Genomic DNA, 22,954 nt, shown 5'->3' with positions numbered 1-22,954 from the left:
ATTTAATTGCTCACATCTACGAAAACAGCGTTATGATTTTTCATAATTTGGATGAGTTCGTCAGATAACAACAGGTCGAGTTCCTCTAGCCGTTCCTGAGTTATGTGAGCCGAGCGATAAAGGCTATCCTTATAAAAACTACCCTCGGAAAAGCCTTCAACAACGGGATGTATCATTATTTCGATTGTTGCATCTTTCCCACCGGCTTGGCGTGATATCATTGCCAAACTTCTATCGATATCGTCCAAAGTTAGCCGGCAACTCGCGGTCGCCCCCAAAAAGAAATCGGCTGTCTCAAGATGATATTGTTGGGCCAAAGTTTTCATATCATTTGCCCACCACCCCAGCAATTGCCGCCGCAAATTACCTTTCATATTTTCAATTGAAAAAGGACTATAGCGATATCCGATTTCATAAGGGGTGCGAATGTAGCAAACAGAATATTTATTCAGGAGCTTTTCGATAACCCCTTTTAACGGCGGTAAAGTATGGATATGTAAATGCCCATCAATCCTTATCTGCTTATTGTCAAAATGCTTGTAAACGGACTCGATCTGGCAACAGAATTCGTTAAAAATCCACTCCTGAAGCAACTTTGTTTTTGGCGAAAACCATAGTTTTCTCAACAAGCCTCCCAAAGATAAACAAAAGAAGTCATCGTCAGTTGTTAATCCGAATTCGCTTCCTCCCTCCGTCAAGGCTTTTCCTTCCAGAAGGTTGAGATGTGCGTTTATGAAAACATCGCCCGCCTCGTTCAGTGCGTTGTAACTTACCTGATCTTCACCTCCAGCGAGAACACTTGTCGCTTGAAGTCTTCCCTCTTTTACTGAAGTGATAATGGCATTCGAACAAGATGCGTTCAGTGCAAAATCATCCGCATTCATAAGGCAATATAGCGTCATTCTTCAATTTTTCTTTTTTTTGGGCCGTATTCTGCGTCCACACCAATTTGATCACTAATGAGATAACGCGGACGATTTTTGACCTCGTAAAATATTTGGCGCACATAGGCTGAAAGAACGCAAAAACAGGAGAGAATTGCCACGCCTGTTATAAGCACAACCAAAATCAAAGTAGAAAACCCGCCAACCGACTTTCCCATAATTTTAGAAATTAAGGCTTCTCCACCAATCACCGTTGCAAAGATCATGAAGAGAAATGTTAAAAGCCAGATAACAATTAATGGTTTTGCTGAAAAACCCGTTAGAGAATCCACTGCCAGTCTAATTTTTTTCCAAAATGAATAACTACTTTTTCCATTTTGTCGATCAGCTGGTATGAATGAAAGGCTTTTTTGCTTGAAACCAATCCATTGAACAACTCCACGATAAAAAAAGAGTTTTTCTGGCAAAGCGTTCAGCGCAGTGACGACTTTGCGGTCCAGAAGTATAAAATCGCAAGATCCATCGATATCATTTTCAGTAATCCAATGGAAAATTTTATAAAAAAACTTGGCTGCCAACCGGTTGAAAAACGATTCTTTCTGACGCTCCTGTTTTACCGCTAAAACAATCTCAGCCCCCTCTTCCCAAAATTTGAGCATCGATTCCATCAATTCTGGGGGGTGTTGCAAATCACAATCAATCGTAATCACTACATCGCTATCAGCCAATGAAAGGCCGGCAGCAATGGCGGCTTCTTTCCCGAAGTTTTTGGCCAAACGTATGCCTAAAAGTTTGAAATTTTCCGGAACAATTTCTTTTAAGCTTGACCAGCTATTATCTTTTGAACCGTCATCAACCATTATGATCGTCAAATCATAATCCAGACCGGCAAAAACATGCGCAACTTTTTCAACAAACAGTTGAAGACCGCGTCCTTCATTATAAAATGGGCTTATCACAGAAACTGTTGTCATTGCTCTATTCCGGAAATATTATAGCCGTGTATATCCTTTCGCACGAATTGATCACAAAGAAAAGTGTCGCGAACATAACACGAACATTCTCGCTTTTTTTCGTTAAATGTGTAAAAATCATACGAATCGCATGAACTGACCTTCTGTTAATTATTGGATATATAATCGGGACCGATGGACGAGAAACATAATGACCTTTTTGGCAACTTGCAAAGCCAAACCGAAACCGTAAAAGAACTTGTCGATTCACCTTCGAAAATCGCAAATTCGGGTAAAAAAGATAGGCAAACTTCGAAGTCTCTGAATATCACCACCGACGCCGAAGATAGCTATGATGCGTCTTCGATTCGTGTGTTGGAAGGTCTCGAGCCTGTGCGTTTGCGGCCCGGTATGTATATTGGCGGCACAGATAGCAAAGCGCTCCATCATTTGTTTGCCGAAGTTATCGATAATTCAATGGATGAAGCCGTCGCCGGTTACGCCAATTTCATCGATGTCACGCTGGATAATGAAGGTTACCTCACAGTTACTGATAACGGGCGCGGCATACCGGTTGAAAACCATCCGCAAATGCCAGACAAATCGACACTCGAAGTCATTATGACCCAGCTTCATTCTGGCGGCAAATTCGACGGAAAAGCTTATGAAACGTCGGGGGGCTTGCATGGTGTCGGTATATCGGTCGTTAATGCTTTATCCGATGATATGGAAGTTGAAGTAGCACGTGGACGTCGACTTTACCGCCAGCGTTTTTCACGTGGAATTCCGCAAACAGGGCTTGAGGATTTAGGCGAAGTTCATAATCGTCGCGGCACGCGCGTGCGTTTTCACCCCGATGCAGAAATATTTGGTCCAAAAGCCGCTTTTGACCCCGAATTGATATATAAAATGGCACGTTCCAAGGCCTATCTCTTCGGTGGTGTCGAAATCCGTTGGAATTGCGCTCCGGAAAAGCTCGTAGGGAAAAATGATATCCCCGAAAAAGCTGTTTTTCATTTTCCGGGTGGCTTGAAAGATTTTTTAAGTTCATCCCTCAATGGAGAATACCAAGTTACTTCCGATATTTTTGCAGGGAAAACTGAGCAACGCGGTGGCCATGGCTCGGTTGAATGGGCCATTACATGGTATGGTGGTGACGGCTTTGTTCATTCTTATTGCAACACCATCCCTACCGGTGAAGGCGGAACACATGAAGCCGGTTTGAGACAGGCGCTGTTGCGGGGATTAAGAGCCTATGCCGAGTTAATCGGTAATAAACGTGCATCGGTCATTACGACAGATGATGTTATGATATCTGCTGCCGTTATGCTTTCTGTGTTTATTCGAGAACCGGAATTTGTCGGGCAGACCAAAGACCGTTTAGCAACAGCGGAAGCACAAAAGATTGTTGAAAACGCTATTCGCGACCCCTTTGATCACTGGCTAGCCAATTCGCCACAAGAAGCGACCAAACTTCTTGATTGGGTTGTGGATAGAGCCGAAGAACGGCTCAAAAGACGTCAGGAAAAAGATGTAAGTCGTAAAACAGCGGTTCGCAAATTGCGCCTTCCCGGAAAGCTTGCAGATTGTACACATAATTCTGCTGCCGGAGCCGAGCTGTTCCTTGTGGAAGGTGATTCTGCAGGAGGTTCGGCGAAACAGGCACGCAATCGCGCGACACAAGCTGTTTTGCCGTTACGGGGAAAAATCCTGAATGTTGCCAGTGCCGGTCGCGATAAGCTCAGCAATAATCAGATTATTTCCGATCTCATTTTGGCACTGGGATGCGGTACCCACTCGAAATACAAAGAAAGCGACCTGCGTTATGATCGTATCATCATCATGACAGATGCGGACGTCGATGGCGCGCATATCGCGTCTTTGCTGATTACCTTTTTTTATCAGGAGATGCCTGATCTCATTCGCAAAGGACACCTGTTTTTAGCCGTTCCTCCTTTATATCGCATTTCACAAGGCGGAATTGTTGCTTATGCACGCGACGATGCTCATAAAGACGAATTATTGAAAACAAAATTCACCGGACGGGGAAAAATCGAAATTGGTCGCTTTAAAGGCTTGGGAGAAATGCGTTCCGATCAGCTCAAAGAGACAACAATGGACCCTAAAAATCGTACTTTGTTAAGAGTTGATATTGATAGCGAAAGTAATCAGGAAACAAAAAAGGTTGTCGAAGATCTTATGGGCTCAAAACCTGAAGCGCGTTTCCATTTCATACAGGACAATGCCGAATTTGCCGATAATCTCGATATCTGAATAGACAGATTGAAATGTAACAGTCTTTAATTGTCGTTATGGCTTTTTAATTCCCTCTCACGAACAACATCGTTTTTGCAATGGAAATTCCATCTATATAAATTAGTGTTTATTTTGTTCACATCTTGAATAAAAATAGATATTTATGTTGTTGGTTTTAAAAAATTTTTTATTTTCGATATAAAGCAGTTTTTAATTATTCAACAAAGTTCCAATAATATATTTTTGACAAATTCAGGTGATAAAAATATTTCGTCATCGGTAGAAGCTAAACTAAACATTAGTTTAGATTGGTTACCACACAATATGTCTAAAAATATATGCTAATGACGATATTGTTACTTAAATGATCTACATTATCATCCGGTTCTACATGATTTTTTAAATCAAAAAATACGTTTGATAAAACAATCTTCGGAAAAAGAGAATGTTGTTGTTAGATTATAAGACGGTGTCAGCATGGCCCGATGGACGAAATACGCCCTTCCAACCGAAATTTATAACAATCATGATAGCTCAATAATCTATTAATTAGGTTCGGCGGCATCAATGACACGTAATTGGGGTAAAGCTTGCCCGTTCCAATAATTGAGGCTGAGGTTACCGGCGATATGGATGTTTTTTCCAAGATGGGCCATTAAAAAATCCCCCAACTCTGTTCCAACTGCGCGGAATGCTATTGCTTTTAACTTTTTGCCTTCAACATTCGAAATGGACATAAGCAAATGCCCTTTTCCAACTTCCCGCACATCGCTCAAACGGTGTGAAGGCAACACAAATACCGGCAAAGGGTTCCCTGCTCCGAAAGGTCCTGCTTTTTCAATCATTTCGTAGAGTTCTTTTGTAGCACCGGACGCAGAAATGACACCGTCAATCAAAAGTGTTTCATGGGCATGAATATCGTTAACGCGAGCTGATAATTTGTGCTCAAGCCATGTCCGGAATTCTTGAATTTTACTTTTTGACACCGTAATGCCTGCTGCCATTGCATGCCCGCCCCCCTTCTCGAGAAGCCCGAGTTCAACCGCTTCACGTACGAGCTCTCCAAGATTAATTCCGTTAATTGAACGACCGGAGCCGGTAGCAGACCCATCTTCTTTGATTGCTATTGCAAAGGTGGGGCAACGAAATTTTTCTTTGAGTCTTGCTGCGAGAATACCGACAATTCCCGGATGCCAACCTTTATGTGCGACGACAATTACACCCGGGTTTTGATCGATTTTCATTGACTGTAAATCGCCTTCGGCCTCCAGAAGTTGTCGAGCTTCAATATCCTGTCTTTCTTGGTTGAGAACATTCAGCTCTTCCGCAATAGAGTTGGCATCTCCCTCTGTTTTCGTTGTTAACAAACGTGCGCCAAGCGCCTGATCTCCGATGCGGCCTCCCGCATTAATTCGAGGCCCCAGTAAAAAACCGAAATGGAAAACATTGAGCGGCTCGCCTATTCTGGCAACGCGTGAAAGCGCAGCAATACCGGGATTGGACATCATCCTTGCTACTTGAAGTCCTTTGACAACAAATGCCCGATTGATGCCTCTCAATGGCACAACGTCGCAAACTGTTGCGAGTGCCACAAGGTCAAGATAACAAAGAATGTCCGGATATTCTTTATATCTTCCTTGTTGTTTAAGGTGTTTAAGTGTCCAGGCAACAGCAATAAAAACAAGTCCGGCAGCACAAAGATGCCCCTGCCCCGACAAATCATCAGGACGATTGGGATTCACAAGGGCATAAGCTTCCCGATGGATTTCAGACATTTGGTGGTGATCTAGAACAACGACATCAACACCCTTTTCACGTGCCGCTTTTATCGCCTCCGGACTATTTGCTCCGCAATCCGTTGTTATGATCAAACTGGCACCATCATCGGCAAGCATCTTCATCGCTTGCGGATTTGGTCCATATCCCTCAACGATGCGATCAGGTATATAAATCGTCACGTCGAGACCGAAAAATGTCAGAAATCGAAAAAGAATGGCCGACGAACAAGCACCATCGACGTCATAATCGCCAAAAATAGCGACTTTTTCCTTTCGATTGATTGCTTTGACAATGCGTTGTGTTGCTTTTTCCATATCGACAAAAGTCGTCGGATCAGGCGTCAAAGCTTTCAAAGTCGGGTCGAGATAATTTATAACTTCCTCTTCTGAAACCGAACGTGCAGCGAGAACACGTGTCAAAGGTTCGGCAAGACCGAACTTCTGCGACAGAGTACGCGCATTGTTCAGCCCTTCTCTATCAAGGCTATCAATCCACGCCTGTCCAAGCGCGGAATGCGCCACACCGAGAAATTTTTGTTTTGTCTGTTTCATGATTGATTTGATACAACAAAACAGCACTGAAAGCGAAGGACAAAAATCGGATTAAACTAATCCTGACAGAGTGCAAGATTACCATTTTTGCAAAATTGCTTCGAGCCTTCAGCCCTTTTTATTTATTTACGGTTGAAGGCTAGAATATTCGTAATTGACAGAATTTTCCTGTCAAATCTTATTCAAAGCCTGTTCGATGTCGCCAATAATATCTTTTATATCTTCAATTCCAATTGACAGGCGAACAACATCCGACCCTGCTCCGGCAGCAATTTTTTGACTATCAGTGAGCTGACGATGTGTGGTGGAAGCGGGATGGATAACAAGGGATCGTGTGTCGCCAATATTTGCAAGAAGCGAAAATAACTTCAGTGACGAAGCAAATTTTACACCGGCTTCATAGCCGCCTTTTACTCCGAACGTAAAGACAGAACCGGCTCCTTTAGGGGCGTAGCGCTGCTGCAATTTATGATATTTATTGCCGGTCAAACCTGCATAGTTAACCCAGGAAACCTTGTTATGTTTTTCAAGATATTGGGCTACAGCTAAAGCGTTATCACTGTGTTTTTGCATACGTAGCGGTAAAGTTTCCGCACCCGTCAAAATAAGGAATGCATTGAACGGCGAAATAGTCGGACCAAAATCACGCATTCCCAAAACACGGGCGGCTGTTGCGAAAGCAGCGTTACCAGTTGCTTCGTAAATAACAAGGCCGGCGTAATCCGGACGCGGTTCTGTCAATTTTTTATAATGTCCCGATTTCCCCCAATCGAATGTACCGCCGTCAATGAGCAGACCTCCCATTGAATTGCCATGACCGCCTATAAATTTCGTGAGCGAATGAATAACAATATCTGCTCCGTGTTCTATCGGGCGCAAAAGATAAGGTGTTGCAAGCGTATTATCAACTATGAGAGGAACACCATGAGCATGGGCAATCTTTGCAATTGCCTCAATATCAACGACGATGCCACCCGGATTTGCAAAGCTTTCAATAAAAATCGCACGAGTCTTGTCGTCAATCTGCTTCTCGAAGGATTCCGGATCGTCGCTGTCGGCCCAACGGACCTGCCAGTCAAATGATTTGAAAGCATTTGCAAACTGGTTGATGGAACCGCCATATAATTGACGCCCGGCGACAAAATTTTCACCCGGTTCCATGAGTGTGTGGAATGTGAGAAACTCGGCAGCATGACCGGATGCCGTCGCCAAGGCTGCTGTGCCCCCTTCGAGTGCTGCTACTTTTTCCTCGAGAACTGCCTGCGTCGGATTGGTGATACGGCCATAGATGTTTCCCGGTTCTGTCAAAGCAAAACGGTTTGCTGCCTGATCAGCGTCCTTGAACACATAAGCTGTCGTTTGATAAATTGGTGTAATCCGCGCTCCGGTTGTCGGATCCGGAGCAGTTCCCGCATGAACCGCCAATGTTTCTATTCCAGGTGTAACTTTTGTCATTTTCATCTCCATAGAGCGTCGCGCAATATTTATTTAAAATGAGGCTAGAGGACACCGGGAATGAGTACAAGAAAACAATTTCTTTAATCCCTTAATTATTACTCGTTTCATCTCATAATACCCAGACTTTCGATATTTGTTTTCTCTTCAATTTGTTCCGGCCAAATAGACAAGATTTTAGAAAAATAGAACCGTATCCTAATTTTAGCAAAACCCATCATTCTCGCTCTTTCTCGAAGACAATTATGCATTTCATGATATCAATGAGGCTCTCATGATTTATCGGGAAAAATTATTTGTTGCGCGATAAATCATTTTTTGTCTGTGTTTTGCGACGTGAAATTAAAAAACCGCTATCACCTTTAGAGGTTCGCCCGTTCTCAAACCTGACGCGCTTTACTCTGCACTTATGGTCATAAACAAAAACCGCACGTCAATTTTATTTGTTATGGCAATGAAGCTGAACTTTTCCGATCAATCTTTTAAGGAAAAAACAGTAATCGGCACCGCTTTGTAGAAAAAGAGGTCAATTTTGTAAAAGCCAGCTAAATGTTAGCCTACTCCATAGTTTGACAACCTGTTAGCGGTTAAACTTCATGCGCTCTTCTTCAAGTTAAGATTCAGAGAAATTCTATAAAACCATAAAAATAAACGATAATGATAACAGCCTTTATCTTTTATTTGTCATGGATCCCCACGCCGCGTCTTTCATAGCGGTTTGAGAATTGATTAGTGAATTTCAAGTTCACAGCCTCGCCTTCCGTGAAGGCAAAAAGTATTTTACCAAGCTATATCAGTCGGTTTAGCTTTAAATCCATAACAATTGTCTCCTTACAGAATTTACTCCATTGGAAAGCAATCATTTAAAACAGTGGGTCAGCAACGATGGTCATTGATTTCTCTTTGGCCCAATTTCAATCTATCAGCCGCTACACCAAAGCCGCTGCAGACAAATTGTCTCAACTACAATATTTCGTAAAAACCTGTTTTAAAATATGGATTGGTGACTAAACTTACTCCAAAACGAACGCGTTCAATAAGTGCTTAACTACACTCTACTGATCGAACATTCATATTCAGCCGGAATTCAACACCGACCTTGATTGCGGATCTAAACCAATTGTTTTAACCCCGCTTATTTGTTCTGGTCATTAAATTACCCACTTCTTTGATTTCCCGACATATTTCGGATTTTATTGATGATATTTTTTAAAAAGTTTTCATTCTTATGACAAAGTTCGAGAAGTAGCGGTTAATCCTTGTTGTAATCTTGATAATTAACAACCAGATAATAGTGGTATTATATTACCGTTATTGCAAAATATTGGAAATATTGGCTTATTTTTCGATTGACGTAATAGTTGCAAGCCTATAAGAAGCTCGCACGTGTCGTATTCGGCACAATTGTTGCGATATCACATCGCAACGCCAAGCAACAAAAAACGCCCTTGTTTAACAAGGGATTTTAAAAAGGAAAGCTTCAATGGCAACTTTTTCACAAAAGCCCGCTGAAGTGGCCAAGAAATGGGTCATTATTGACGCAGAGAACCTTGTTTTAGGTCGTCTTGCCACACTGGTAGCCAACCGGTTACGCGGTAAACACAAACCAACTTATACACCTCATGTTGATGATGGTGATAATGTTATCGTAATCAATGCCGACAAAGTTGTTTTGACCGGCAAAAAACTTCATAACAAAAAATATTACTGGCATACCGGATATATCGGCAGCGTCAAAGAACGCACAGCCCGCCAAATTCTTGAAGGACGTTTTCCTGAAAGAGTTATCGAGAAAGCTGTTGAACGTATGATTCCGCGTGGTCCTCTTGGCCGTCGGCAGATGAAAAATTTGCGCGTCTATGCTGGAACAAAACATCCTCATGAAGCCCAGCAGCCTGAAGTTATCAATGTTGGTGCACTCAACCGTAAAAATAAAAGGATTGCTTAATTATGGCCGAGATTAGTTCTTTTTCTGAGCTTGGTGCGGCAACCGAAACGGTTGTAGCTCCTGCAGCACCGGAAGCTCCTGTTCATGAACGTAAACTTGACGCTCAAGGACGTTCCTATGCTACAGGTAAACGTAAAGACGCTATTGCACGCGTTTGGATAAAACCCGGTAGCGGCAAAATTGTCGTCAACGGTAAAGATTTTGACAAATATTTTGCACGCCCTGTTTTGCAGATGATTTTGCGTCAGCCAATTCTTGCTGCAAATCGCGACGGTCAGTTCGACATTATTGCTTCTGTTGCCGGTGGTGGTCTTTCCGGTCAGGCAGGTGCAGTTCGTCATGGCATTTCCAAGGCTTTGACCTATTTCGAACCCGGTCTACGTTCGGTACTAAAAAAGGGTGGCTTCCTTACTCGTGATAGCCGCGTTGTTGAACGTAAGAAATACGGTAAGGCAAAAGCCCGCCGTTCTTTCCAGTTCTCCAAACGTTAATTTCTATTTTGTTTTCCGAAAAGCCCCGTTTTTGCGGGGCTTTTTTATTTATTATTGCAGATTGAATAACCGGATTAAGTCGATTTACCCCAAGAACCGTTTAACCATGGACATGAAATTAACGACTGATATCGGCTTTGACATATAATCTTCACAGCCGCTCGCCCTTATTCTTTCTTCATCACCCTTCATGGCAAAAGCGGTAACTGCAACAACCGGAATCGATTTCAATTCATCGTCTGTTTTCAATTGTTTTATAACGTCAATTCCGGAAACCTCCGGTAATTGGATATCCATTAAAATGAGACCGGGTTTACTCTGCCGTGCCAAATCCAACGCAGCCAAACCGCTACGCGTTTCTACTGTTTCATAGCCGCTCGCTTCGACGAGATCGCGGAACAATTTCATATTAAGTTCATTATCTTCCACGATCATAACTTTTTTTGTCATTATATAATCTCCGCTCTTCCAGCTTTGCGCTTTGGAGAGTAAACTTGCTGTGGTTACTACTTGGCTAAAATGATATGAAAAAACACATAACAAATCGCGAAGAAGCTGAAGAATTGGCTGTGGCAGCGCTGTTATTCATTGCAAACGATGCCGAACTTATGCCACGTTTTTTAAATATCACAGGTATAAATGCTTCCGATATTCGCCAAGCCGCCTCAACCAAGGGGTTTCTCGCCGGTGTTTTACAATTCATAATGGCTCATGAACCAACACTTATAGCCTTTTCAACCGAATCTGGCTATCCCCCGCAATCAGTCGGTGAAGCCATCAACTTTCTTCCTGGTGGAGAACAACCTATATGGCTCTGACCCCGTTTAACCAACCTGAATTTGGTTTTTGTCGAGATTGTTTATCCATTCAACATAAGTTCAATAAACGCTGCGAAAAATGTGGTTCGCCGCGCCTTATCCGCCATCCGGAACTTTATTCTCTCACATTGGCCCATATTGATTGTGACGCCTTTTACGCCTCCGTTGAAAAGCGCGACCATCCGGAGCTGCGCAATAAACCGGTCATCGTCGGAGGTAGCAAACGTGGAGTTGTTTCCACAGCCTGCTATATTGCACGGATTTCGGGGGTACACTCGGCAATGCCGATGTTCAAGGCACTGGAACTGTGCCCCGATGCGATAGTTATTCCCCCCGATATTACAAAATATGCCCGTATTGGACGGGAAATCCGTCAGCTCATGTTCGAACTGACGCCGCTTGTCGAGCCAATTTCGATTGATGAGGCGTTTCTGGATATGCGTGGTACTGAAAAACTCCATAAGGCACCGGCTTCTTATATACTTGCAGGTTTTGCAAAACGTATCGAGCAAGAAATTGGCGTTACAGTCTCGATCGGTTTATCATATTGCAAGTTCCTGGCAAAAATTGCGTCCGATCTTGATAAACCGCGTGGCTTTTCGATCATCGGCGAACATGAGGCACTCGCGTTTCTTGCAAAACAACCTGTAACAAAAATATGGGGTGTCGGTTCAGCATTAGCGCAAAAATTATCCCACGACGGAATTACCACAGTGGGCGAACTTCAACAGCTGGATGAAGCATTACTCATCAAACGTTATGGACAAATGGGGCAGCGCCTTTATCGCTTGTCGCGCGGGCAAGATAACCGGCCGGTTCAACCTGAACGAGAAATGAAGAGCATATCTTCCGAAACGACCTTCATGAGTGATTTATCAAATGCGGAAGACCTGATACCGGTTTTACGAATGTTGTCCGAAAAAGTTTCAGCACGACTGAAGACAAGTGAAATTGCCGGGCAAACTGTTGTTTTGAAGTTAAAGACCAAAGATTTCAAAACGCGAACACGCAACCAGAGTCTTGATGACCCGACACAGACTGCTGACCGCATTTTTCGCGTAGGATTACGATTATTACAAAAAGAACTTGATGGAACAAAATTTCGTCTGCTCGGAATAGGTGTCCAGCAACTATCGAAAGCGTCCCATTTACATGATAATGATCTTCTCGACCCATTCCAGCATAAACGGGCAGTCGCTGAAACCGCGATGGATAAACTTCGTGCCAAATTCGGAAATAAATCAATCGAAACCGGTTACACATTCGGAAAAAATATTTCCTTGCGCAAAACACCGGATGACAATTCTTGATAAAGCGGAAATATCTCCATTTTCCGAATAATACAAAGTTTTCAAATTTCGCTCGAAAGGAAAAGCTATGTCGGTTTTACCGTTTAAAACTCCGTCTTTTCCACACGTTTACCCTTAATGCTTAAATCGCATTTTTCTATATCCAAACGAGATAGCCTGAAGAACGTCGGCTTTATTGAACTTTTGATTATAAAGAGCCCTCTTCTTCCGGATTCAATTCTGGAAGAACAACCTTATTTTCAATCACATCGCCGAAACTGGATATATCTCAAAAATTCAATATATTCTTATCCGGCAGCAATTAAGATCAAGACGGAAGTGGTTAATACCAGCCAAGTGCAATCTGGGCTTCTTCGGACATTCTATCCGGCGTCCAAGGTGGATCAAATGTCATATTGACCTCGACATGCGAAACGCCCTCTACCGCGCCCACTGCATTTTCAACCCAGCTCGGCATATCACCTGCGACCGGACATCCCGGGGCAGTCAAAGTCATATCGATTTTTACAGTGCGATCATCTTCAATATCGATTTTGTAGACCAGACCCAACTCATAAATATCGGCGGGAATTTCAGGGTCGAAGACTGTTTTCAAAGCGCTGATGATATCGTCCGTCATACGATCAAGTTCGGCAGGGGGAATCGTTGAAGTGTTTGCTGCAACAACATGATCGTCCCAATCACCTACCGGCTCGGCAGTATGAATTTTGTTGTCGGAATCACTCATTAAAAAACCTCCTTGCCTTTTCCAACGCTTCGGCAAGCTGATCGACATCATCACGATCATTATACATTGCAAAAGATGCACGACAGGTCGATGTGACATGAAAGCGATTAAGGAGCGGTTGGGCACAATGCGTTCCAGCTCTCACGGCTACTCCCTGACGGTCAATATACATCGAGACATCGTGGGGATGAATTCCTTCGAGTTGGAACGAGATAATGCCACCCTTATCAGGAGCACGCCCGAAAATGCGCAACGAATTGATCGCCTCAAGCCGTTCATGAGCATAGGCAGTCAATGCTTTCTCGTGTGCCTCGAGAGCTTTACGATCTTTCGACATAATATATTCGAGAGCAACACCCAATCCGATAGCCTGAACAATCGGCGGCGTTCCAGCTTCAAAGCGATGAGGAGGTTCATTGTAAGTGATCTTGTCGACACTCACATCTTCAATCATCTCGCCACCGCCCTGAAACGGGTGCATCTCTTGCAACCGGTCTTTTTTGCCGTAGAGAACGCCGATCCCTGTCGGGCCGTAAAGCTTGTGTCCAGTCATTACATACCAGTCACAATCGAGATCTTGCACGTCGACCGTCAAATGAACCGACCCTTGCGCCCCATCGATCAAAACCGGAATATTCCGCTCATGAGCGGCCCTTATCATCTCTTTCACCGGTGGAACTGTGCCGAGGGTGTTAGACATATGCGTAACTGCTACAAGTCTCGTCTTTTCGGTCAATGCCTTTTCGAAATCCTCCAAATGGAGAACTCCATCATCGTCAACCGGCACGAAAACAAGTTTTACGCCCTTAACTTCGCGTATAAAATGCCAAGGCACGATATTGGAATGGTGTTCCATAATCGTCAAAACAATTTCGTCCCCTTCCGAAAAACGCGGCATTCCATATCCATATGCAACAGTATTGATGGCTTCAGTCGCGTTTTTGGTAAAGACAATTTCTTCATGGGATGAAGCATTCACGAATTTACGAACGCTTTCTCTGGCTTTTTCATAAAGCTCGGTTGCAGTGTTCGACAAAAAATGAAGGCCGCGATGAACATTGGCATAGCTTGTCCGATAGACCTCGTCCATAGCCTCCAGCACCTGCTTCGGCTTCTGGGCCGAAGCAGCATTATCAAGATAGGCGAGACGCTTACCGTAGATTTTCCGATCAAGGATCGGAAAATCACGCCGTATTTGATTGATATCAAAAGACGAAGACGTTTGGTCAGTCATCATTATTCCTTCTTAAAGGTGCTTTTCCAACCATTGATTAATGAGAGCAACAATGACGTCTTTCATTTGATCGTTTTCCACGTCATCAATCAATTGCGAGACAAAAGCCTTTACCAACAAGCCGCGAGCGACAGATTCTTCGATACCGCGTGCCATCAGATAAAAGAGTTGTTCGCGATCGATCTCCGCAACTGTGGAACCGTGTCCGCAAGCAACATCATCGGCAAAAATTTCAAGTTCGGGTTTCGAATCGAATTCTGCGTCATCCGATAAGATAAGACTGTTGCACGTCATCCGGGCATCCGTTTTCTGGGCTTCTCTGGAAACCTTGATCATGCCCTGAAACGCACCTCTTGCCTTATCAGCTACGACATTGCGGACAATTTCGGTCGAAACAGTATCTTCGCCAATGTGACGGACAAACATTGTAACGTCGCTATGACTGGCGCCTGCAAGGAGATTGATCGTCCTCAATTGGAAGTTCCCTCCCTCGCCCGGCATCTCGATGTCTATTTCCTGCCGGTTAAACTCACTTGCGATATTAACGATGTAAAGGGTCAGTTTCGCTTTCTTATCAAGATTGGCGAGAAACTTGGAAAACTGCGTCGCATCGAAACCACGATCACGAATGATAATCCAGGTTACATCTGCGCCCTCGCCTATTTTGAGGTCTTGCACGGAAGTTACAAATGTGGACTTTTCTCCACCCAATTGCCTTTCAATGAAAGTAACCGAGCTGTTATTTCCTACTTTGATTTGGGAATAGGCATGAGCCTGACCACCCGGATTGATCATTTGCAATTCAACCGGATCAGCAATTTTTGCACCCTCTGCTACTTCAAGAAGCCAGCCATCTGTAACAAAAGCAGTATTGACCTGACCAACAAAATCATCGTCGGCAATATCCGGCTTCAGAGTGAAATGCTCGTTAGCAAGTTCATCGGCCACGCGTTTTGTCGTTACCGATTGCACTTGTGGAGCATCGAGTGTTTTGCCGTTAAATATGGCAAATACAGAATTCTTTGGCAGAAGTGGGTCGCGAGATAATCCGTCACCTTCATCACTGAAGTTCGGAATTGTCTTCAACAAGGTACGCAAATCGGTGTAATGCCAATATTCACGTTTTCTGGACGGTATGCCCACACGTTTGAACTGTTCTACCACGCTATCCCGCGTTGACATAACCTCGCTATTTCCAGGAAAATCACCCAATTTTTGACCAAAAATATCGACTATTGCCTGTTCCGCAGCAGTCATTTCCGGTTTTTTATCGACTTTGGAGGTTTCACTCATGTCCTTCCTCCGCTTCTACCTTGTCGATAATGTCGGCATAACCCGTTTGTTCGAGCTGCATCGCCAATGTCTTATCGCCAGTCTTAACGATTTTACCTTTATAGAGGACATGCACAGTATCCGGCACAATATAGTCCAGAAGTCTTTGATAGTGGGTTATGACCATGAACGAACGCTCCGGAGAGCGCAAAGCATTGACACCGTTTGCCACAATTTTCAACGCATCAATATCAAGGCCTGAATCTGTCTCGTCAAGAATACAGAGCTTCGGTTCCAGCAACAGCATCTGGAGTATTTCTGCGCGCTTCTTTTCACCACCGGAAAAACCGACATTGAGAGGACGCTTGAGCATGCTCATATCCATCTCGAGTTCAGAAACACCCGCTTTTACTTTTTTCAAGAATTCGGGCACTTTCAATTCTTCTTCGCCGCGCGCTTTTCTCTGGCAATTCATTGCGACTTTCAAGAATTCCATTGTCGCAACACCGGGTATTTCCATCGGATACTGGAAAGCCAGAAAGACGCCGGTCGCCGCGCGTTCTGCCGGATCCATATCAAGAAGCGACTTGCCGTTAAAGATAACCTCTCCGTCCGTCACTTCATAATCGTCACGGCCTGCAAGAATATAGGAAAGCGTTGATTTACCGGAACCATTCGGTCCCATAATTGCTGCAACTTCACCGTCATGGATTGTCAAATCCAGACCATGCAGAATTTCTGTCTTGGTTTCGGCTATACGTGCATGGAGATTTTTAATTTCTAACATTTTTAAATCCTATTTTGTGGACACTGATAAGGCCCCCAACAAAAAACAACAGCTTCAGTTAGCCGACACTACCTTCAAGACTGATGCCAATAAGCTTTTGCGCTTCAACAGCAAATTCCATCGGTAATTCCTGAATAACTTCTTTGACAAAGCCATTTACAATAAGAGCAATCGCCTCTTCTTCTGGAATACCCCGCTGCATAACGTAGAACAGTTGGTCTTCGGAAATCTTCGACGTCGTGGCCTCGTGCTCGAATTTTGCCGTCGCGTTTTTCGCTTCAATGTAAGGGGCTGTGTGAGCACCACAATTATTGCCGATCAACAGGCTGTCACATTGGGTGAAGTTACGGGCATTGGTGGCTTTGCGATGGGCCGAGATTTGTCCACGATAAGTATTATTGGAAAATCCGGCTGAAATGCCTTTGGAAATAACACGACTTGATGTGTTTTTTCCAAGATGGATCATCTTTGTGCCTGAATCGATCTGCTGGTGTCCATTAGAAACTGCAATGGAATAGAATTCACCACGTGTATTATCACCACGCAACAGGCATGAAGGATATTTCCAGGTTATCGCCGAGCCGGTTTCAACCTGTGTCCAGGAAATTTTTGAATTGTCACCGCGACAATCACCACGCTTGGTAACGAAATTGAAAATTCCGCCTTTGCCGTCTTTATCACCCGGATACCAGTTCTGAACTGTTGAATATTTTATTTCTGCATCCTTCTGGGCGATAAGTTCGACAACCGCCGCATGAAGCTGGTTCTCGTCACGTTGCGGCGCTGTACAACCCTCAAGATAGGATACATAGGCGCCTTCATCGGCTATAATCAATGTGCGTTCGAATTGGCCGGTATTGCGTTCGTTAATACGGAAATAAGTCGACAGCTCCATCGGACAACGAACGCCTTTAGGAACGTAAATAAATGACCCGTCCGTGAAAACCGCCGCATTAAGCGCCGCATAAAAGTTGTCTCCGGCAGGAACAACCGAGCCGAGATACTGCTTTATGAGATCAGGATGCTCACGTATCGCTTCCGATATCGAGCAGAATATAACACCTGAACGGATCAATTCTTTCTTGAATGTCGTGACCACAGAAACCGAATCGAACACCGCATCGACCGCAACGCGACCGGATGCATAAACATTATCGTCCAATTGTGAAGGTTCTGCTTGCTTGCGTACGCCCGCGAGAATTTCCTGTTCTTTTAAAGGAATACCAAGCTTCTCATAAGTATTCAGCAATGCAGGATCAACTTCATCGAGAGACTTTGGTGCATTCTGACTTTTAGGCGCCGAATAATATGAAATTGCCTGAAAATCTATCTTGGGGATTTCCAGACGAGCCCAATGGGGCTCTTCCATAGTCAACCAATGCCGGAATGCTTTCAGTCGCAATTCCAGCATCCACTCCGGCTCCTGCTTTTTAGCCGAAATCAAACGGATAATATCTTCGTTAAGACCTAACGGGGCTTTATCTGCCTCGATCTTGGTCTCAAAACCATATTTATATTGGTCCACGTCAATTTCACGGACCTGACTTATAGTTTCCTGCACTGCAGGCATGGGCTTCTCCCTCCTGGCCGGGTCAAAAACCGGCAGTTGTCGATTATACCAAAATAAGCACAACTTGATTTAGTGTCTCGGTCGCCGGACTTCAATGAAAACATGATAAATCCAGTCAAGCTTATCTGACCTTGTTTAAAACAGTTCTAAAGAAGATTTCAAGTGCTGTTTTTTAATTTTTTGAATTGCGAATGATTTTTTCGAAAGCCGAGAGAAAATCATCAATGTTTTTCAGGCTTGTGTGTTTGCCTGTAGAAACCCGAATTGCCCCGTCGGGTACATGACACCCCATTGCGGCAAGAACACCACTTTGTTTCACTTTTCCCGAGGAACAGGCCGATCCCGCCGAAACCGCAAACCCGGCAAGATCAAAACCGATTTGCAGCGTTTCCGCCTTTAAACCTTCAACAGCAAAATAGGTTGTATTCGGTAAACGCGGCGATTTTTCTCCGAAAATAACAAGATTGTTACTCAATTGATGCAACCCATGTTCCAGACGCATTTGAAGCGCTTTAGAATGGTCTAAATCCTGAGTGGTGGGTTTTTGTTCCATCGCTGCACCGAAAGCGGCGATGAGCGGAACTGACTCTGTGCCCGAACGGAAACCTTTTTCCTGTCCCCCGCCCAATATAAGCGGTTGTGGCATAAGAGCACTTCCTGTCGCTACAAACGCGCCGATGCCTTTTGGCCCGCCGATCTTATGTGCTGCAACAATATAGAAATCTCCTCCGAAGCTACCAATAGTGACAGGGAGTTTACCAATATATTGGACAATATCGACAATCAAAACACCGCCCGCCTTTTTGACAATATCGGCAATGTTTCCTACAGGCTGGATGACGCCGGTTTCGCCGTTGGCCGCCTGAATTGCAACCATTGGCAGACCTTCGGATTTATCATGAGCCGAGAGTTTTCGTTCAAGCTCGTCCAGTTTGATGATGCCATTTTCATCAACATCAATAATTTCCTGCCGGTCTTTTTCAAATCGACCGCCTTTTCCAATGCAGGGATGTTCGGTTGCTCCTATGTAGACTTTGGAAAAGTGAACATCCGAACGTCCCATTTTGTAATCGGGTGTGAGGAGCGTCATTGCCGCTTCCGTTGCACCGGAGGTAAAAACAACGTGATCCGGCTCGGTATGAAGACGGCTGGCGACCTGCCGCCGTGCTTTTTCCAGCAGGGCTTTCGCGGCTCGCCCTTCCTGATGGACTGAGGAAGGATTGCCATATACGTCAAGTGCGCTCACCAAAGCGCTGCGGGCAGCATCTGACAAAGGCGTTGTAGCATTATAATCGAGATAGCATCTTGAAGATGACATATGGGGGCCTCGTAATTTTTATTATTTCAAACGCATCCATAACGCAATTTCCTTGAAAAGTGCACCCATTACAGACTATCTAACGCTTAGAATAAATTTAAAACATAAAAAACAGTTTGAATTTACCGATATCCATTTATGTCACAACGGAAATTCAAGCTGATGAAGTAAGGAGTACTTGATGCCTGAAGTCATTTTCAATGGTCCTGCGGGTCGCCTTGAAGGCCGTTATCAACCCTCGCCGGAAAAAAATGCTCCTATAGCCATTATTCTCCATCCACATCCCCAATTTGGCGGTACGATGAATAACAAGATCGTTTATGATCTTTTCTATATGTTCCAGCAACGCGGATTTACTACCTTGCGTTTCAACTTCCGCAGTATCGGACGCAGTCAAGGTGAATTCGATCATGGAGCCGGCGAGTTGTCCGATGCAGCGGCGGCACTTGATTGGGTACAAGCACTGCATCCGGATTCGAAAAATTGTTGGGTGGCCGGTTATTCTTTCGGCGCATGGATCGGCATGCAGCTCTTGATGCGTCGACCTGAAATCGAAGGGTTCATATCGGTTGCTCCCCAGCCCAATATATATGATTTTTCTTTTCTTGCTCCCTGCCCTTCGTCGGGCCTCATCATTCATGGCGACGCTGATCGTGTTGCTCCGGTAAAAGACGTTCAGGGCCTCGTGGACAAGCTTAAAACACAAAAAGGAATTACGATAACCCAGCAAATTCTTGAAGGTGCAAACCACTTTTTTGCTGGTCAGGTTGACGAACTTATTGATGATTGCGCCAATTATCTTGACCGGCGCCTTAATGGCGAATTGTCCGAGCCTCGTATGAAACGGTTAAGATAAAACTTTTCATTATCTGCTACTATTTTTCTCGAACAAAAGGTTCATGCGAGAGTTTCCGCATGGACCTTTTTTAATGAGCGTAATCGGTTTCAGAAAAAACTTTCACTGCCCATATCAAACTTCGAAACTCATAATTGAGACATCCGATAAAACAGTTTTTCGGTGACTGTCGAAACGGTGGATTTTTCCGCGCATTGACGCCAATTTTAAAATTTATTTCTATTAATTTCCGCTTATATTGCGATCCGGTGTTGTGTTCTGGTGTCGCGCAAGACGCCCGCCTGATTGTGGTGAGAGACAACCGGTCGTGGTTGGAAATGTTATCGGCAAGTTATAAATTGACCTGATCGCAAGATAAGCCCATGCCTCAGCTTCTATGAAATCCGAAGAAAGACCAAGTGACTGCGCCGTTAATGTGATGATTCCGTATTTTTGCGTAAGGTCCTCTAATGCCTTTATAATTGCTCTGTTATAAGCTCCGCCTCCAGAGAGGACGAGTGTTCTTGGATAGGTCGGCAAATGTCTGAAAGAATTGACGATTCCATAGGCTGTTATAAAACTTAGCGAAGCTGCTCCATCTTCAACAGAAACAGCTTTATCCGTTAAAGGTTTAAAACTACGCCAATCAAGAGAACCCGGCTTTTTCTGATTAAAAAACGGGTGTCGAGAATAGGAATTAACAATCCCCTCATGAACAGTTCCGCGTAGACCGGCTTCACCATTGCGATCCATCGGGCTTCCGGTTTTACAATACATCCATTGGTCGATCAAACCGTTACCCGGTCCGCAATCAAAAGCATAAAGTTCGTCATTTTTACCAACGAACGTCAAATTGGAAATTCCACCAATATTAATAAAAGCTACTGGAAAATCGAGTTTGTCCTTCAATTTCAAAGCCAAAGCCCGATGATAAACAGGAACCAACGGCGCCCCTTGTCCGCCATGTTTTATATCGTTTGATCTCAGGTCGAAAACAACATCAATGCCACACTGTTGTGCAAGCATTGCCCCGTTGCCTATCTGGATAGTTAATCCTATATCGGGTTTATGGAGTATAGTCTGACCATGGAACCCGATTAAATCCACCTTGTTCGGAGAAATAGAATATTTTTTCAATAATTGATTGACCGCAAATGCGTGTTTGATTGTCAACTCGTCTCCGACATTCAAAACCGATCTCGGAAGCTCATCAGCCTTCACAACATTAGTTACTTCATCAAGCGTTGACTTCAATTTTTTACGAAAAGCGACATCATATTCACAAGACGAATGGCCGATGATGTTGACGATTTTTTCGCCATCACTTTCAATCAATGCGGCATCAATGCCATCCATAGAGGTACCACTCATTAGGCCGATCGCCGTTTTTAACGTGCGCATAGCTTGTTCCCCGTACTATGTTTCCTTGTGAATCACATATATTCTATGATAAAGCCCACAAAACAGTTGAATATTCTTTTCCAAATATAAAATTTTCAGGGAAAAAGTCCGATGTCCGGTTTTAAATCCGATTTCCTAAATGTGATGAGTGAACGTGGTTTTATCCACCAAATGTCAGACGAAAAAGGTCTGGACGATCTCCTTTCGAAGGAAATCGTGACTGGATATATCGGCTTTGATCCAACGGCCGCAAGCCTTCATGCCGGCAGTTTGATCCAGATTATGATGCTTCACTGGCTGCAACAGACCGGCCATCGTCCGATCGCACTCATGGGGGGCGGTACCGGCATGATCGGTGACCCGTCGTTTAAGGACGAGGCACGTAAGCTCCTCACTGTCGACAAAATCGACTCGAATATCGCCGGCATTAAAAAAGTTTTCTCCAAATATATCAAATTCGGTGACGGTGCCACAGACGCCATTATGGTCAACAATGCCGACTGGCTTCGAGATTTGAATTATATTGAATTTTTGCGCGATGTCGGTCGCTTTTTCTCGGTAAACAAGATGCTCTCTTTTGACTCTGTCAAATTGCGCATGGATAGAGAGCATTCGCTATCGTTTCTTGAATTCAATTATATGATCTTGCAAGCCTATGACTTTGTTCAACTCAACAAACGTTACGGCTTGCGTATGCAGATGGGAGGTTCCGATCAATGGGGAAATATCGTAAACGGCATTGATCTTGGCCATCGTATGGATACACCACAGCTTTTTGCTTTGACTTCGCCATTATTGACGACAGCGTCAGGCGCTAAAATGGGGAAATCGCTTAATGGTGCTCTCTGGCTCAATGCCGACATGCTTTCTCCCTATGATTTTTGGCAATATTGGCGCAATACAGAAGACGCTGACGTTTCGCGCTTTTTGAAACTTTATACAACTTTGCCAATGGACGAAATAAAACGTCTTTCTGCCCTCCAAGGCTCGGAAATCAACGATGTGAAAAAGATATTGGCAACAGAAATAACCGCCATGCTCCATGGGCGCGACGCGGCTGAAAAAGCTGCCGAAACCGCGCGTAAAACATTCGAACAAGGTGAAGTCAGTCATGACCTTCCCAAAATAGAAGTTCCGGCAACCGAGCTTAAAGATGGTATTGGCTTACTTACCCTGTTGGTGAAGGCAGGACTTGCCAAATCAAATGGCGAAGCGCGGCGTCATGTTCAAGGCGGTGGTATACGGGTGAATGATGCATCTGTGGAAGACGAAAAACGTATAATCAATGAAAATGATGTCAACGCCGACGGCGTCATCAAATTGTCTTTCGGTAAAAAGAAGCACGTTCTCGTCAAGCCAATGTGA

18 protein-coding genes and 1 pseudogene are annotated in these 22,954 nt (G+C 44.1%); 7 read left to right on the top strand and 12 right to left on the bottom strand.

Annotated elements, in window-relative coordinates:
- Positions 1–2: 2 nt before the first annotated feature.
- Positions 3–902: a ChbG/HpnK family deacetylase gene (locus tag H3S83_RS06815; protein WP_198239253.1), complete on the bottom strand. Its 900-nt coding sequence runs from the start codon at positions 900–902 to the stop codon at positions 3–5.
- On the bottom strand, positions 899–1,858 hold the full coding sequence (locus H3S83_RS06810) for a glycosyltransferase family 2 protein (RefSeq protein ID WP_077971434.1): 960 nt from the start codon (positions 1,856–1,858) through the stop codon (positions 899–901). Before H3S83_RS06810 ends, H3S83_RS06815 begins: the two co-directional genes overlap by 4 nt.
- Positions 1,859–2,182: 324 nt before the next feature.
- Between H3S83_RS06810 and parE the strand changes: the two are divergent.
- Positions 2,183–4,111 (top strand): annotated as a pseudogene (gene parE / locus H3S83_RS06805) (DNA topoisomerase IV subunit B); the annotation flags it as partial.
- Between the two features lie 527 nt (positions 4,112–4,638).
- Here the strand turns inward: parE and recJ are convergent.
- Both recJ and H3S83_RS06795 read right to left on the bottom strand, forming a co-directional pair.
- Positions 4,639–6,423 (bottom strand): single-stranded-DNA-specific exonuclease RecJ, encoded by a 1,785-nt coding sequence (gene recJ / locus H3S83_RS06800; RefSeq protein WP_198239251.1) that lies wholly within the window; start codon positions 6,421–6,423, stop codon positions 4,639–4,641.
- A gap of 171 nt (positions 6,424–6,594) precedes the next feature.
- The gene (locus H3S83_RS06795; protein ID WP_198239250.1) at positions 6,595–7,878 is read right to left on the bottom strand and encodes an O-acetylhomoserine aminocarboxypropyltransferase; all 1,284 of its coding nucleotides are present in this window, start codon (positions 7,876–7,878) and stop codon (positions 6,595–6,597) included.
- A gap of 1,483 nt (positions 7,879–9,361) precedes the next feature.
- Here H3S83_RS06795 and rplM point away from each other — a divergent pair.
- Both rplM and rpsI read left to right on the top strand, forming a co-directional pair.
- Positions 9,362–9,826, top strand: a complete 465-nt coding sequence (gene rplM, locus H3S83_RS06790; RefSeq protein ID WP_198212777.1) for a 50S ribosomal protein L13 — start codon at positions 9,362–9,364, stop codon at positions 9,824–9,826.
- Positions 9,827–9,828: 2 nt separating this feature from the next.
- Positions 9,829–10,317 (top strand): 30S ribosomal protein S9, encoded by a 489-nt coding sequence (rpsI, locus tag H3S83_RS06785; RefSeq protein ID WP_075870719.1) that lies wholly within the window; start codon positions 9,829–9,831, stop codon positions 10,315–10,317.
- Positions 10,318–10,401: 84 nt separating this feature from the next.
- Here the strand turns inward: rpsI and H3S83_RS06780 are convergent, their stop codons facing one another.
- Positions 10,402–10,767, bottom strand: coding sequence for a response regulator (locus tag H3S83_RS06780; RefSeq protein ID WP_198239249.1), 366 nt, complete (start codon positions 10,765–10,767; stop codon positions 10,402–10,404).
- A gap of 74 nt (positions 10,768–10,841) precedes the next feature.
- On the opposite strand from H3S83_RS06780, the gene H3S83_RS06775 reads away from it, so the two are divergent.
- Positions 10,842–11,135, top strand: a complete 294-nt coding sequence (locus H3S83_RS06775; RefSeq protein ID WP_198232085.1) for a DUF3572 domain-containing protein — start codon at positions 10,842–10,844, stop codon at positions 11,133–11,135.
- On the top strand, positions 11,126–12,445 hold the full coding sequence (locus tag H3S83_RS06770) for a DNA polymerase IV (protein WP_198239248.1): 1,320 nt from the start codon (positions 11,126–11,128) through the stop codon (positions 12,443–12,445). Before H3S83_RS06775 ends, H3S83_RS06770 begins: the two co-directional genes overlap by 10 nt.
- Before the next feature lie 322 nt (positions 12,446–12,767).
- Here the strand turns inward: H3S83_RS06770 and H3S83_RS06765 are convergent, their stop codons facing one another.
- The 6 genes from H3S83_RS06765 to H3S83_RS06740 form a co-directional block, all read right to left on the bottom strand.
- Positions 12,768–13,172, bottom strand: a complete 405-nt coding sequence (locus H3S83_RS06765) for an SUF system Fe-S cluster assembly protein (RefSeq protein ID WP_198238186.1) — start codon at positions 13,170–13,172, stop codon at positions 12,768–12,770.
- The gene (locus H3S83_RS06760) at positions 13,165–14,409 is read right to left on the bottom strand and encodes a cysteine desulfurase (RefSeq protein WP_370541340.1); all 1,245 of its coding nucleotides are present in this window, start codon (positions 14,407–14,409) and stop codon (positions 13,165–13,167) included. The genes H3S83_RS06765 and H3S83_RS06760 overlap by 8 nt, the downstream gene beginning before the upstream one ends.
- Before the next feature lie 9 nt (positions 14,410–14,418).
- Positions 14,419–15,699: a Fe-S cluster assembly protein SufD gene (sufD, locus tag H3S83_RS06755; RefSeq protein WP_198239247.1), complete on the bottom strand. Its 1,281-nt coding sequence runs from the start codon at positions 15,697–15,699 to the stop codon at positions 14,419–14,421.
- A complete protein-coding gene (gene sufC, locus H3S83_RS06750) occupies positions 15,692–16,465 on the bottom strand; it encodes a Fe-S cluster assembly ATPase SufC (RefSeq protein WP_198239246.1) in 774 nt (257 codons plus the stop codon). The genes sufD and sufC overlap by 8 nt, the downstream gene beginning before the upstream one ends.
- 58 nt (positions 16,466–16,523) lie before the next feature.
- Positions 16,524–18,035: a Fe-S cluster assembly protein SufB gene (gene sufB, locus H3S83_RS06745; RefSeq protein ID WP_198238183.1), complete on the bottom strand. Its 1,512-nt coding sequence runs from the start codon at positions 18,033–18,035 to the stop codon at positions 16,524–16,526.
- Positions 18,036–18,207: 172 nt separating this feature from the next.
- A complete protein-coding gene (locus H3S83_RS06740; RefSeq protein WP_198239245.1) occupies positions 18,208–19,353 on the bottom strand; it encodes a cysteine desulfurase family protein in 1,146 nt (381 codons plus the stop codon).
- Positions 19,354–19,534: 181 nt separating this feature from the next.
- On the opposite strand from H3S83_RS06740, the gene H3S83_RS06735 reads away from it, so the two are divergent.
- A complete protein-coding gene (locus H3S83_RS06735; protein WP_077971403.1) occupies positions 19,535–20,209 on the top strand; it encodes an alpha/beta hydrolase in 675 nt (224 codons plus the stop codon).
- A gap of 222 nt (positions 20,210–20,431) precedes the next feature.
- On the opposite strand, the gene H3S83_RS06730 is transcribed toward H3S83_RS06735, so the two are convergent.
- Complete coding sequence (locus H3S83_RS06730) at positions 20,432–21,589, bottom strand: anhydro-N-acetylmuramic acid kinase (protein ID WP_198239244.1); 1,158 nt, start codon at positions 21,587–21,589, stop codon at positions 20,432–20,434.
- 111 nt (positions 21,590–21,700) lie between these two features.
- Between H3S83_RS06730 and tyrS the strand changes: the two genes are divergently transcribed.
- Positions 21,701–22,954, top strand: a complete 1,254-nt coding sequence (gene tyrS, locus H3S83_RS06725; protein ID WP_198239243.1) for a tyrosine--tRNA ligase — start codon at positions 21,701–21,703, stop codon at positions 22,952–22,954.

The sequence above is a fragment of the Bartonella sp. W8122 genome (assembly GCF_016102485.1).
Classification (GTDB): Bacteria; Pseudomonadota; Alphaproteobacteria; order Rhizobiales; family Rhizobiaceae; genus Bartonella; species Bartonella apihabitans.
The sequence above is the reverse complement of the archived record's forward strand: the minus strand, read 5'-3'. Positions and strand labels throughout refer to the sequence as shown.

Excerpts from the sequence above, each read along its gene's own strand:
- H3S83_RS06815 (WP_198239253.1), bottom strand. The coding sequence starts at position 902 with ATGACGCTATATTGCCTTATGAATGCGGATGATTTTGCACTGAACGCA.
- H3S83_RS06810 (WP_077971434.1), bottom strand. The coding sequence starts at position 1,858 with ATGACAACAGTTTCTGTGATAAGCCCATTTTATAATGAAGGACGCGGT.
- recJ (WP_198239251.1), bottom strand. The coding sequence starts at position 6,423 with ATGAAACAGACAAAACAAAAATTTCTCGGTGTGGCGCATTCCGCGCTT.
- H3S83_RS06795 (WP_198239250.1), bottom strand. The coding sequence starts at position 7,878 with ATGACAAAAGTTACACCTGGAATAGAAACATTGGCGGTTCATGCGGGA.
- rplM (WP_198212777.1), top strand. The coding sequence starts at position 9,362 with ATGGCAACTTTTTCACAAAAGCCCGCTGAAGTGGCCAAGAAATGGGTC.
- rpsI (WP_075870719.1), top strand. The coding sequence starts at position 9,829 with ATGGCCGAGATTAGTTCTTTTTCTGAGCTTGGTGCGGCAACCGAAACG.
- H3S83_RS06780 (WP_198239249.1), bottom strand. The coding sequence starts at position 10,767 with ATGACAAAAAAAGTTATGATCGTGGAAGATAATGAACTTAATATGAAA.
- H3S83_RS06775 (WP_198232085.1), top strand. The coding sequence starts at position 10,842 with ATGAAAAAACACATAACAAATCGCGAAGAAGCTGAAGAATTGGCTGTG.
- H3S83_RS06770 (WP_198239248.1), top strand. The coding sequence starts at position 11,126 with ATGGCTCTGACCCCGTTTAACCAACCTGAATTTGGTTTTTGTCGAGAT.
- H3S83_RS06765 (WP_198238186.1), bottom strand. The coding sequence starts at position 13,172 with ATGAGTGATTCCGACAACAAAATTCATACTGCCGAGCCGGTAGGTGAT.
- H3S83_RS06760 (WP_370541340.1), bottom strand. The coding sequence starts at position 14,409 with ATGATGACTGACCAAACGTCTTCGTCTTTTGATATCAATCAAATACGG.
- sufD (WP_198239247.1), bottom strand. The coding sequence starts at position 15,699 with ATGAGTGAAACCTCCAAAGTCGATAAAAAACCGGAAATGACTGCTGCG.
- sufC (WP_198239246.1), bottom strand. The coding sequence starts at position 16,465 with ATGTTAGAAATTAAAAATCTCCATGCACGTATAGCCGAAACCAAGACA.
- sufB (WP_198238183.1), bottom strand. The coding sequence starts at position 18,035 with ATGCCTGCAGTGCAGGAAACTATAAGTCAGGTCCGTGAAATTGACGTG.
- H3S83_RS06740 (WP_198239245.1), bottom strand. The coding sequence starts at position 19,353 with ATGTCATCTTCAAGATGCTATCTCGATTATAATGCTACAACGCCTTTG.
- H3S83_RS06735 (WP_077971403.1), top strand. The coding sequence starts at position 19,535 with ATGCCTGAAGTCATTTTCAATGGTCCTGCGGGTCGCCTTGAAGGCCGT.
- H3S83_RS06730 (WP_198239244.1), bottom strand. The coding sequence starts at position 21,589 with ATGCGCACGTTAAAAACGGCGATCGGCCTAATGAGTGGTACCTCTATG.
- tyrS (WP_198239243.1), top strand. The coding sequence starts at position 21,701 with ATGTCCGGTTTTAAATCCGATTTCCTAAATGTGATGAGTGAACGTGGT.